The organism is Tenacibaculum sp. (genome assembly GCF_050290165.1).
Taxonomy (GTDB): domain Bacteria; phylum Bacteroidota; class Bacteroidia; order Flavobacteriales; family Flavobacteriaceae; genus Polaribacter.
The window spans coordinates 217,149-230,247 of the sequence record NZ_JBNKHD010000002.1 but is presented as its reverse complement, the minus strand read 5'-3'; the positions used below and the strand labels follow the sequence as shown (position 1 = coordinate 230,247).

Below are 13,099 nucleotides of genomic sequence, written 5' to 3'. Positions count from 1 at the left end.
TTGTATGAAAACAGGTAGATTAGAAGCATTTAGTGATGGTGTTTTAGCCATTGTAATTACTATTATGGTGTTGGAGATGAAAGCACCGGAAGACACAACATTTAAAGGATTGCTATCAGTTGCTCCTGTATTTATTAGCTATCTTTTGAGTTTTATTTACTTAGGTATCTATTGGAACAATCACCATCATTTATTACAAGTAACACAAAAGGTAAATGGAAGCATATTATGGGCTAATTTGCATTTATTGTTTTGGTTGTCATTAATTCCTTTTACCACAAGTTGGATAGGAGAACATGGTAATTATAATGAAGCTTTACCAGTAGCTATTTACGGATTCGTTTTACTGATGAGCGCTATTGCGTATTTTATACTGGAAAGAGTTTTAATTAAATATCATGATGATAATTACCCCTTATCAAAATTGTGTAGAAAGGGAACTAAAGATTACATATCCATGATAATATATCTATTATCAGTACCAATTTCTTTTGTAAACACTTGGATTTCAATTGTATGTTATATAGCTGTCGCTTTGATGTGGTTAATGCCAGAACGTAAGCTTGAGGAACTAATGGAAGAGTTAGAAAAGTAATGGTAAAAATATGGTTTTACCGTATTAAAAGTAAGGCTTTTTTGAGATTGTTATTTTTATATAAGGGTACTTTAGGGGCTGATAAAAAAAGATTTTATTATTAACCCCAAAAAAAAGTTTTACGATGAAAAAAGCAATTTTAAAAGTAGAAGGAGTTCAAGAATTAACAAAAGCAACTTTAAAAAACGTTAAAGGTGGAGTAAGACCTACTCAATGTGGAGGAGACGGTTCTTACATTTACCAAAATGGAGTAAAAGTATGTTGTTACCAACCTTCTACTATGAATTATATTTGCTAAAATATAATTTGCTTTAAAAAAGTGATACTATAAAGTTTTCCTTTTATAAGGCTGCTTAAACGATTTGATGTTTAAGCAGCTTTTTTTATTTAAAGATTATTACAATCCTAGTTCATCCATTTTCTTCTTTTCATATCGGCTATCTTCAGCAGGATAGCGTAATTTACCTTTGTAGTTTTTAGAATCTTTAGCCAACGCGTATATTAAACTCTCTCCAGCATTATTAGGAGTTTGATTATAAATAGGATCTGTATACGCCTCTTGTGTAGAAATAACTTTCCAACCTTTCTGTTTAAATAATTGAATTAGATCATCCATAAACAAGGCAGCAATAAAATTATGATGCAGTAACAGGTTATGTTTAATATGTCTCCCTGTAAGTTCAAAGGCTAATTTTTCATAAAATTGAGCACAACTCCATAAATGTTCAAGGTAATAATCTTTATACTTGTTGAGGTCGAAAGTAGGGTCAGTACGTAGTTTTTTGATTAAACGACTATCAATATACCAATCAGAAGCATCTATGGTTACGTATCCGTTTTTATAACGTTGTTCTTTTAAGAACTTACGAAAAACTTCAACTTTTTCTTTTGTATTGCCTTCCTTGAGATATGGAAATCGAAAGTATTTTTGATAATTAGAATACTGTTTAATGAGGCTGTCGTTTTTCAGAAATTCATTTTTAAACTGTTCAAAAGTTACTTCAGGACTATTGTAATTAGGATGTGTATACGTGTGATTCGCAATGCTATGTCCGTCATTATTCCAAGATGCTAATAAGTGTTTTCCACGTTCACTGTCTTTTCCTTTTCCAGTAACAAACAAGGTAGCTTTTACATTGTTATCTTTTAACTTTTTAAGCAACATAGCGTTCCATTTTTCAAATGAATAGCCAGGTCTATCTCCTAAAGTACCATCATCAAAAGTAAAACTGATAGATTGTGCGTATAAAGAATTTTGAAGAAAAATAGCTAGCAGTATACCTACTAACGTAGTTCGTAATATGTTTTTAATCATTGTATTATTACTGTTTTAAAAGTGTTACTAAAAAAATCTCCCATAAAATGAATGGGAGAATTTTTTTAATAAAACGAGTTTGTAAATTACTTTTTAATAAAGTTTATTGGGTTTACCTGTGCTTCTTTATAATGCACTTCATAGTGTAAGTGTGCTCCTAAAGATGCACCTGTATTACCAACATAGCCAATAACATCTCCTTTTTTAACAGATTGATTTTTGGTAACATTGAATTTTTGTAAGTGTGCATACCAAGTTTGGTAACCATCACTATGCTCAATTACAATTAAGTTACCCCATTTGTTTTGGTCAGCTGCTTTGGCAATAATGCCATCGGCAGTAGCAATAACAGGTGTTCCTATGGGAGCTTTAATGTCAATGCCATTATGCATCATTCTTTTCCCTTTTTTTAATGGATTTCTTCTCTTTCCATAGGTACTACTGATGTCTTTTTTACTTTTTCCTTGCACAGGAAAAAGAGTAGGAGGATCGAGCACAAACTCCTTAGCTAATTGGGGAGTTGTACTCGGTAAGAGTTTTTCAGAGGTGTTTGGCTTCGTAAATGCCAAACAAAGACTTGCAGCACCCATAATGAATACTGAGTAGGTGAATTTGTACACCTTAGCCGTAGGCTTCTTTGTGATCATATCTATTCGCTTTTTGATTACTGATTGATTAAAATAGCTATACAAGCTATTGGAAGTAGCTGTTTCTTTTTCAATGTTTTGTAAAAGAACCTCTAAATAGTTAGATGTTTTGGTGCCTCCGTTTAATACCCAGCTATCTGCTTGGTATTCGTGTATCGATTTTAACGATTTTCGGTACCTATATACTAACGGATTAAACCAAAAGAATACAATATAGATTTCAGCAAGTAGCACATCTATAGAGTGCTTTAGCACGATATGCGCTTTTTCGTGTGCTATTATTAATGTGTTTTCTGAAGGATTCACATGTTTAGAAATGAATATCCAATTAAAGAATGAAAAAGTACTGGTTTGATTGGTGTGTATGAGTTGAATATTGTTGTTTGACGTAACTTTTGATTGCTGTTTTAATTGAAAAAGTAACCAAATTGAATGTAGCAAACTTAAGAATACCAATGAGCTACCTAATAGGTATAAACCGAATAGGATAGTTTTGAAATTAAAAGTTTGTATACTTGTTTCCTCAATAGTATCTAGCAAAACAGTTTCGCTATTTGCTACAAATTCATTGAATTGCGGAATTTGTATTATGGTTGACGGAGTTTCAAATGTTAGCAAGTAGGATAGGGGAGCTAACAAAGATATAACAGGTAGTAAGAGTAATAAAAATCGGTTAGTTTGATGAAAAGTTACCCGACTACCAACAATGATATAGAGTACATACAAGCAAGAAAAAGCAAGACTACTTTGAACTAAATAGATAAAAAAACTAGTCATTTTTTTCTTTTAAGGTTTCTATTTTACTCTCAATAAGATTTTTTATTTCCTCTAACTCAGTAAGGTTAAAATCTTCGTTTTCTGTAAAGAACATGGCAAATTTGCTTTTAGAACCACTAAAAAAACTACCAATCACATTTTTAAAATGTTTTTTAAAATACTGTTCTTTAGTAATGGTAGGAGTATACTGTCTTACTTTACCAAAGGATTCAAAATTTAGAAATCCTTTTTTAACTAAAACACGTACCACAGTTGATATGGTGGTGTAGGCAGGTTTAGGTTCTGGAAATTGTTCTACAATATCTTTTAAGAAAGCTTTGTCTAGCTTCCATATATATTGCATTATTTGTTCTTCTGCTTTTGTAAGTTCATTCATGTAGCAAATATAGTATTATTTTATTACTATAACTATAGTTGTAGTAATAAAACTATAGTTATAGTCGTTAAAATTTTGTTAAGCGATTACAAGACTAGTAAAGAGTGTAGGGGGATATGGAATAAAATTTAATTCAGTAATTTATCGATATTCATTTTATACATTTTTCCAATAGGAATACTATGATCGCCTATTAAAATTCTATTACCTTCTATACTACTTATATATCTTTTGGTTACAGCAAATGATTTATGTACTTGTAAAAAATCATTCTCTGGAAGTGATTGTAACACATCGGATATCTTTTCTCTTATAGTAACTGCATTATTGGTGGTAACTATTTTTGTATAGTTCCCGGCAGCTTCAATATACTGAATGGTATCAAGTGTAACTTGAATATACTTTTTATTGCTACGAAGAAAAATACTACTTGGGTTTTCAGTATTATTTTTTTGGACGTTTTGTATTTGAGTATTTTGTGGAGTACCAATTACTTTGTTTACAGCTTTTAAAAAACGTTCAAAACCAAAGGGTTTAAGTAAGTAATCAACTATGTTAAGCTCGTAACCTTCAAGGGCAAATTCCTTGTAGGCTGTAGTAACTATTACCTTAGGAGGAGAAGCTAATGTTTTTAAAAACTCAAATCCTTTTAGTTTAGGCATATTTAGGTCAAGGAAAATTAAATCTACTTGATGTTTGTTTAAATACTCTAAAGCTTCAATAGCATCATAACAATGCTTTTTGAGTTCCATAGTTGGTAATAAATCACAGTAGCCTTTAATAATATCATGGGCAATATGCTCATCGTCTACAATAATGTACTTAATCATAGGTTTGTAATATTCAGTTTAGCGAAGTAAATTTCATCAGTTTTAGAAGTAGTTAAAGCATGATTTTTAGGGTACACTAACTCCAATCTTCGTTTTAAGTTTTGTAAACCAATACCTACTTCTTGATTTTCTTCTGTAGCATCAAAATTATTTTCAATTTCAAAATTTATAGCATTTTGGTTAGCTGTTAAATTTAAATGCACATAAGCGTTCTTCCTCAGGTTTTCTACTCCATGTTTAAAAGCATTTTCTAGAAGAATAATAAAAAGCAAGGGCATTACTTTATAATCGTTATCTGCTATATCAATATTGAATTGTATATCAATAGCTTTATGATAACGCATTTTATGAAGTTCGATATAGTTTTGTAAATAGGTTATTTCTTCAGAAAGTAAAACCATGTCTTTTTCGCCATCATAAACACTGTAGCGCATCATGTCAGAAAGTTTTAAAATAAGCTCTTGTGCTTTTTTAGCATCTTTACCTACCAAACCATAAAGGTTATTGAGTGTATTAAAAAAGAAATGAGGATTGACCTGACTTTTTAAATGCATCAACTCTGTTTTCGTTTTTTCATTTTTCAACCGAATAATCGATTTTATTTGTTTAAACAACCAATAAAAGAAAGTAAAGAATAACACTAAAAAATAGAGTGTTATAAATTCTACAAAGCCTTCTAACTTACCAAAAGTGTCATTAAAAACAACAATGATAATTCCTGTTAAAACAAGAATTATTCTATAAGTACGCTTTATAATAGCCTTCTTTTTATCCGTAATTGTAAAATTCATGAGTCAATATTAGTCAAATAAAATGCGCCTTACAAATTAGTTGACAAACATTGCTTTTATAGGGATAAGAGTAAGGTTAACTGTGATAAAATACTTTTATAATCTTAGAGCACTCTTTGTATCACACAATACTGTAGGTTCATCACATAACTTTTAATAGTAGAAAAGGTAAGGCTAGGTTTGTTCAATATCAATTAAACAATTAAAAAATGAACAGTTTAACCATTAAAAATTTATGTAAAACCTATGCAAATGGTGTAAAAGCTCTGCAAAATGTATCGTTAGAAATCCCCAAAGGAATGTTTGGTTTATTAGGTCCTAACGGAGCAGGAAAATCAACGTTAATGCGAACCATTGCTACTTTACAAGATGCTGATGAAGGATCTGTAGTACTTGATAATTTAAATGTAGCAAACAATAAGAATGCAGTGAGAAGAGTACTCGGTTATTTACCACAACAGTTTGGCGTATATCCAAAAGTATCTGCTGAAGTGTTATTAAATCATTTGGTTGTATTAAAAGGAGTTACCAATAAAAAGGAGCGAGATGAACTGGTAAAAGCATTATTACACAAAACAAACTTGTATGAGGCAAGAAAACGAAATTTAGATGGTTATTCGGGAGGAATGAAGCAACGTTTTGGTATTGCACAGGCGCTACTTAACAGCCCTAAATTACTCATAGTTGATGAACCTACTGCGGGATTAGACCCTGCTGAGCGTAATAGATTTTACAACTTGTTAAGTGAAGTTGGAGAAAACACAATTGTTATTTTATCAACACATATTGTAGATGATATTAAAGAATTATGTACCAATATGGCTATTATCAATCAAGGACAAGTAGTATTAAAAGGGAGTCCATTAAAACTAATAGAAAACTTAGAAGGCAAAGTATACCAAAAAACAATTAAGAAACAAGAATTAGAGCAGTATAAACAAGAGTATACGGTTATTAATGAAAAGTTGTTCCTAGGAAAACCAATTATAAATATTATAAGTGAATCTGACCCAAAGAATGGGTTTATACCCGTATCTGCTGGATTAGAAGATGTGTATTTCTCACAAATCAATAACTATTAATACAGCTAAAATTATGTGGTACGAAATATTCAAATTTGAACTGAAATATAGAGCTAAACGCCCAGAAACGTATGTGTTTTTTGTATTTCTCTTTTTGTTCTCAATCGTTGGTGTCGATTTTGTTTTTCAAGGAGTAGAAATAGGATTGATGAAGAAAAATAGTCCGTTAATCATTGCTAAAACCATGGGAGCAATTACTGGGATTTTTATGATTATGGCATCCATGATTATGGGAGTTCCTGTACTTCGCGATTATCAGTATAATATAGAAGCATTACTGTTTACAAATCCCATTAAAAAACAAGATTACTTATTAGGACGATTTTTAGGTTCTTTTACTGTGTTATTAATCATTTTTAGTGGAGTGTTATTTGGTATGATGGTAGGTGAGTATCTACCTTGGCATAAAGACATGTTACCCTTTAATGCAGTTACCTATATACGATCATTTACAATTATAGTCTTTCCCATTCTGTTTTTTGGAGCTAGCCTATTTTTTGTATCAGGAATGTTGAGTAGAAAATTGTTAGTTGTTTACACACAAGGCATCATTTTATTTGTAGTCTTTTTACTAACCAAAGCGGTAACAAATGAGCTTTTACAAGCTATTTTAGATCCTTTTTCGTTAACTACCTTAACACAGGTAGCTAAAGATTTATCGGCTGTAGAGCGCAATGTGTTTGAAATATCATTTAGTGGTGTAGTATTGTACAATAAATTGTTTTGGAGTTTATTAGGAGTAGTTATTTTACTAATTGGTTACCGTAAATTTTCGTTTAGCTTATTAACTAAAATACCAAAACGAAAAAGAGTAGAGTTAGAGAAAAAGTCAAAAAGCTTTACAAAAATAAATTACCCAATTCCTACCATAAACATCAAGTATAACTTTAAAACTCAGTGTTTGCAGTTGCTAAAGCTTTCTCAGTTTTATGTAAAATCATTGTTGAAAGAAACATCATTTTGGGCAATTGCTATTTGTGGAATCATCATCATTTTAATTAATTCTGTGAATTTAGGAACTGTTTACAATGTAGATAGTTATCCAGCAACTTATTTTATAGTAGAAGAATTACAAGAAATATCGATGTATTTTTTTATCATCATTCTTATATTTTATTCAGGAGAACTTATTTGGAAAGAACGTACTGTTAAACTGAATCTGATATACGATGCTACCTCCATTTCAGATGTGGTTGCTTTTACCAGTAAATTTATTGCTCTTATTGTTATTTACATGGTATTGATGCTGAGTTTGATTGCTACAGGAATCTTGTTTCAGGTAGCTAATGGATACTATCAATTTGAGTTAGCTATTTATTTTTACGGATTCTTTGTAGAAATTCTACCTTTCTTAATACTATATACTTTTGTAGCCTTTTTCTTCCAAGCAATTAGTAATCACAAATTTGTGGGTATCTTTTTAGTCCTACTGTTTTTCATCGCGAATATTGCTTCTGAACACCTGGGATTTCAACACAGTTTATACAAATTTGGAGGTAAAACTTTAGGTACGTATTCAGCAATGAATGGCTATGGTCATTTTTTACAACCTTATTTGTGGGTTAAAGCCTACTGGTTGGTATTTGGTATCATGTTGTTAATTATTAGTGCGTTGTTAATAACAAGAGGTACTGAAACTCGTCTTATAACACGTTTAAAAGCCTTAAAATACCGTATAACAAAGCCATTGATACAGTATTTAATTGTTACAGGAATGCTTTTCATTGGTATAGGAAGTTATATATTTTATAACACCAATGTTCTTAACGATTATTGGACCAATGCGGAAGAAATAGCTTTTAGAGTTAACTACGAAAAGACGTTAAAATCGTTTGAATATCTTCCGCAACCAAAAATTACAGCAGTAAACTTAAAAGTAGAACTGTACCCTAAAACAAGAGCTTACAGTGTTGAAGGTTATTATATGCTGAAAAATACATTTGATAAGCCTATAGATGAAATTCATATTCAAAAATTAATAGCATCACATGTACAGTTAGATTCCGTAACCTTTGATGGAGCTACGACAAAAAGTACTCCGTACGACCCATTTGAATATACCGTTTACAACTTATCCAAAGAGCTACAACCCAACGATTCTATAAAAATGAGTTTTAAACAAACCTACACACCAAAAGGGTTTAGTGATGAAAACCAAAAAACGCATGTAGTACACAACGGAACGTTTTTTAACAATGAGGAATTTCCTACAATAGGCTACAATAGAAAATACGAACTTAGAGATGCAGACAAACGAGCGAAATTTCAGCTTGCTCCAAGGTTGAATAAGGTTAGAAGAGAAGATACAAATGAACTTGTAAATGCACGTTCAGGAAGTGATTCTGACGGAATACACTTCGAAATGGTGATTGGAACCGCTTCAGATCAAACAGCGGTGGTTCCAGGAAATTTAATCCAGCAATGGAAAGAAGGAGAGCGTAACTATTTTCATTATAAAATGAACCAGCCAATGATTAATTTTTATAGCGTTGTTTCTGCTAGATATACGACTGTAAAAGATAAATGGTTGTATAAAGACAACGCGGTAGATTTAGAAATTTATTATCACAAAAAACACAATTACAATCTAGATAGAATGATGCTTTCTATGAAAAAATCACTTGATTATTTTAGTACTCATTTCAGTCCGTATCAGTATAAACAACTACGTATTATGGAGTTTCCTAGGTATGCAGAATTTGCACAGTCTTTTCCGGGTACGATTCCGTTTTCTGAAGCGATAGGTTTTGTGTTAAATATTGATGACGAGAAAGATGTAGATATGGCATTTTATGTAACGGCACATGAAGTGGCACATCAATGGTGGGGAATGCAAGTAGAAGCTGCTAATGTGCAAGGAAAACACATGATTTTAGAAACCTTAGCACAATACGGAGCCTTAATGGTGCTAAAAAATAATTATCCGAAGGAAAAAGTAACACAGTTTTTAGCATACCAAGAAGAAACCTATGATAGAGAACGAAAGAAAACTAAAATCAAAGAACCTTCTTTAGCATTGGTAGGAAACCAAGACTATGTATATTACAATAAAGGAGCTTTGGCAATGTACATTCTACAAGATAAGATAGGAGAGGATAAGGTGAATTTGGCATTACAACGATTTATTGAAGATTGGAATACCTACAACGGAAAAATAAAAGCAACTACGAACAGATATGCTACAACGAAGGATTTATTACATTATTTAAAAGAAGTAACTCCTAGTTCGTTGCAATACCTTCTTCATGATTTATTTGAAACCGTAAACAGCAAAGAAATCGTTTTAAAGAAAAAAGAACTGATAGCTAAAAAACAATAGTTTTTGCTGACTCTTTCTTAAGCATGTTCCATTAAAGTTTTACAATTTTAGTGGACATTTTTTTATGTGATAAGGTTATAGTAATAAAGTATGTTAAATAAACTAATGATTATATTTTTTAGCTAATTACGAATTACCGTAAATAACCTTTTTTAATATTCATTATATTTGGTAAAATGCTTAGGAACAAATATTTTGTTTCTTTTAAAAATTCTATAAGATGAGTAAAAGAAGTGCTGAAAACACAATTGCAGGTTATTATTATCAATTCGATAAAACTATTTTAGAAATTTTAAATAAAGAAGAACTTACAACCTTAGTTAAGGTTGAAGGAATTGAAGACATCGATATTGAAAATCTAGAAGGAGAAACAACCTACATTCAATGTAAATATCATTCAAAAACTAGATATGTTCCTTCTCAAATAAAAGAGCCTATCCAGTTACTTTTAAGAGAGTATAAAAAAGCAATAGATTCGGGAAAGACAGGTTTAAAATTTGTTCTTTATGCACATTTTAAAGAAAACCAAGAGGCATTAGCAGAAAAATTAGAAGAAAATAAATTAAAGACAACTGAGCTAAGTTTTTTAAAGACAAGTATTTTAAGTGGAATAAAAAATGAAACAGAGTATTCTGTACATGATGAGTTAGGTCTAAATGATACTGACTTAACTAATTTTATTCAGTCTTTAGAAATTGATATTAATGCAGGAGATATTGACGAACAAGGAAAGGACGTTATTAATCAAATAAAAGTTAACTTTAGTAATTGTAGTAATAGAGAAGCCGAATATTATTATAATAATGCTTTAAAAATAATTTTCAAATTATCTACTAAAGATTCTTTAGAGGAAAGGCAAATTACAAAAAAAGATTTTCTAAGAGAGATTGATAACAAAAAGTTTCTTTTTAATAAATGGTATGCACATTTGAGGGGAAAAAAACAATATTTGGAATATGTAAAGTGGAAACTAAAAAAAGAAAGAGCATTATCATCAAACAAGTATAAATTTTTATTTATTGGTAAAGAATTTTTATCTAATGAAGAGGAAGTTAGCTTTGAAGCTTTAACTCAAAATATTATTGATGAATATTTTCAAGTAGGTAAATCATATTCTACTAAAAGTAAGGTTTGGACTATTGTTTTAGATTGTGACGATGAAGAGTTCTCGAAATATAAATCAAAATTATATGAAAAAGGAATTGTTCCTTGGGGTAAAAGTCATTCAGCTGGATTTGACATTAAATTATTTAACCAAGACCCTGTTATAAATACAAACAAGAATGATACTATTTCTAAAACATCATTTGCTGTTAAACTGATAACTTTTAATGATTATAAAACAAATCAAAAAGCAATTAAAAAAATAGATTCTGCTTTATTTTTTTCTAAGTTAGATTATAAAGAATATTTTGAAATTGATTCAAGTGAAAAAGTTTCATTTAAATTATCTGTAATTGAACCTGATAACAAGCTTAAAACTTTAAATGATATCAGTCAAATATTTGATAAAGTTATATCTGGAAATGATTATTTAAGAATAGTAGGAATTCAACCTAATTCTATTTCAGTAGAAGTAACTAAACCTAATACATTTAAAGAAAAAAATGAGAATTTTTCTCTTGGAAGTTTTGTTAAAATAACTGATGATAATAATAATGCCATTATTGGAATGCTTCAAAGCTATAAAATCAAAGATATTAATGATTCTGAAAACGAAACTATAGAAAGGAAAGAACCTTCTTTTATTTTAGATATTCAACCAATGGGATATTTAAAAGATAATGAATTTAAAAGGGGAGGGCAAGAAATAACAATACCACCAAATGATGTCTCAATTGCAGATTCAGCTCTTTTAAAAGATATTTTCTCCAGAAATACAGATGAATTAAATGAATCTACATTTAGTTTTGGAACTCTATCTTATGATGATGAAGTAGATATAATTTTAGATGGAAACAATTTTTTTAATAAACATATTGCTCTTGTTGGTTCTTCTGGTTCAGGAAAATCTTGTACTGTAGCTCAAATATTACATTCAGGAATAGAACAAACAAAAAAACAAAAAGAAGCTAAACAAAAAAATAATGCAAGAGTAATAATTTTTGATTTACACGGAGAGTACAAAGAAGCGTTCCCAAAATGCAATTATTTATCTGTTGATAAATTGAAATTACCATATTGGTTATTAAATGGAGAAGAACTTACAGATTTATTTATTGATACAGCTGAAAGTAATTCTCACAATCAATATCATCAACTAAAGAATGCAATAGTTTTAAATAAGATTAAGCACAACCCAAATAAGAAAATAGACTTTGATACACCTGCTTATTTTAGTTTAAATGAAGTTATAAACTATATAAAGAATATAAATGATTTAACAGTATATTATAAAGATGGTGATACATATTTTGCCGTTCTTCCAGCATCAAATCCAATTAAATATGATGAAAGTAAACTTTGGGAAAGGATAAATTTTGAAAATTCTACAGGAAACGCTAAACATAAGGATTTTAGTGAGAAAGTTTCTAAATATGGAGGGTTTAATGGTGAATTCGATAGGTTTATATCCAGATTAGAATCTAGGAAAAATGATAATCGATTAGATTTTATAATAAAAAAAGGAGAAGAGAATAAAACAAATGAGTTATCTAATATTATAAAACAATTTCTTGGATTTAAGGAAGAAAATGATATTTCTAATGTTACAGTTATAGACTTAAGTGGAATTTCATTTGATGTTTTAAGTGTTGCTGTTTCACTAATTAGTAGGTTGATGTTTAATTTTATGTACTATGCAAAGAAGATACATCCATCACAAGATATTGAGAATCCAATATTATTGGTTTATGAAGAAGCACATAATTATGTACCAAAGCATAATGATGTAAAATATAGAGCAGTAAAAGAATCTATAGAAAGAATAGCAAAGGAAGGTAGAAAATATGGTGTATCGGCAATGATAGTTAGTCAAAGACCATCTGAAATTTCTGAGACAATTTTTTCACAGTGTAATTCATTTGTTGTAATGAGATTGACCAATCCAACTGACCAAAATTATATTAAAAAATTAATGCCAGACTCAGTTAGTTCTATTTCAGAAAATTTATCTGGATTGGAAAGCAGAGAGGCACTTGTATTGGGGGCTTCAATTCCTATGCCAACAATATTGAGAGTTAATGAATTGGCAGATTACAATAAGCCTAAATCAACGGATGTAGACTTTATGGACAAATGGAAAGAAAATTGGAATGAATTGGAAACAATTTCTGATATAATTAATGAAATGGTTATTCCTGAAACAATAGCTATTCCAGAACCAGAAGTAATTGAAGAACAATAGATTTAAGAATTAATACTATTG

At 30.0% G+C, this 13,099-nt stretch carries 10 protein-coding genes; 5 read left to right on the top strand and 5 right to left on the bottom strand.

What is annotated here, in order from left to right; genetic code table 11:
* The first annotated feature begins 4 nt into the window (after positions 1-4).
* Entirely contained in the window at positions 5-595 is a 591-nt protein-coding gene (locus tag ACQY6M_RS03060; protein ID WP_428740343.1) for a TMEM175 family protein, read from the top strand.
* A 124-nt stretch (positions 596-719) separates the two neighbouring features.
* Positions 720-893: a hypothetical protein gene (locus ACQY6M_RS03055; protein WP_428740342.1), complete on the top strand. Its 174-nt coding sequence runs from the start codon at positions 720-722 to the stop codon at positions 891-893.
* A 99-nt stretch (positions 894-992) separates the two neighbouring features.
* On the opposite strand, the gene ACQY6M_RS03050 is transcribed toward ACQY6M_RS03055, so the two are convergent.
* The 5 genes from ACQY6M_RS03050 to ACQY6M_RS03030 form a co-directional block, all read right to left on the bottom strand.
* A complete protein-coding gene (locus ACQY6M_RS03050) occupies positions 993-1,910 on the bottom strand; it encodes a polysaccharide deacetylase family protein (RefSeq protein ID WP_428740341.1) in 918 nt (305 codons plus the stop codon).
* A gap of 86 nt (positions 1,911-1,996) precedes the next feature.
* A complete protein-coding gene (locus ACQY6M_RS03045) occupies positions 1,997-3,334 on the bottom strand; it encodes a peptidoglycan DD-metalloendopeptidase family protein (RefSeq protein ID WP_428740340.1) in 1,338 nt (445 codons plus the stop codon).
* Entirely contained in the window at positions 3,327-3,710 is a 384-nt protein-coding gene (locus ACQY6M_RS03040) for a BlaI/MecI/CopY family transcriptional regulator (protein ID WP_428740339.1), read from the bottom strand. Before ACQY6M_RS03040 ends, ACQY6M_RS03045 begins: the two co-directional genes overlap by 8 nt.
* A gap of 128 nt (positions 3,711-3,838) precedes the next feature.
* A complete protein-coding gene (locus tag ACQY6M_RS03035) occupies positions 3,839-4,540 on the bottom strand; it encodes a LytR/AlgR family response regulator transcription factor (protein ID WP_428740338.1) in 702 nt (233 codons plus the stop codon).
* On the bottom strand, positions 4,537-5,331 hold the full coding sequence (locus tag ACQY6M_RS03030; protein ID WP_428740337.1) for a sensor histidine kinase: 795 nt from the start codon (positions 5,329-5,331) through the stop codon (positions 4,537-4,539). Before ACQY6M_RS03030 ends, ACQY6M_RS03035 begins: the two co-directional genes overlap by 4 nt.
* Positions 5,332-5,540: 209 nt before the next feature.
* On the opposite strand from ACQY6M_RS03030, the gene ACQY6M_RS03025 reads away from it, so the two are divergent.
* The 3 genes from ACQY6M_RS03025 (at position 5,541) to ACQY6M_RS03015 (ending at position 13,078) form a co-directional block, all read left to right on the top strand.
* Positions 5,541-6,413, top strand: a complete 873-nt coding sequence (locus ACQY6M_RS03025) for an ABC transporter ATP-binding protein (protein ID WP_428740336.1) — start codon at positions 5,541-5,543, stop codon at positions 6,411-6,413.
* Between the two features lie 13 nt (positions 6,414-6,426).
* Complete coding sequence (locus tag ACQY6M_RS03020; protein ID WP_428740335.1) at positions 6,427-9,732, top strand: M1 family aminopeptidase; 3,306 nt, start codon at positions 6,427-6,429, stop codon at positions 9,730-9,732.
* Positions 9,733-9,952: 220 nt separating this feature from the next.
* Complete coding sequence (locus tag ACQY6M_RS03015; protein ID WP_428740334.1) at positions 9,953-13,078, top strand: ATP-binding protein; 3,126 nt, start codon at positions 9,953-9,955, stop codon at positions 13,076-13,078.
* The last annotated feature ends 21 nt before the right edge of the window (positions 13,079-13,099 follow it).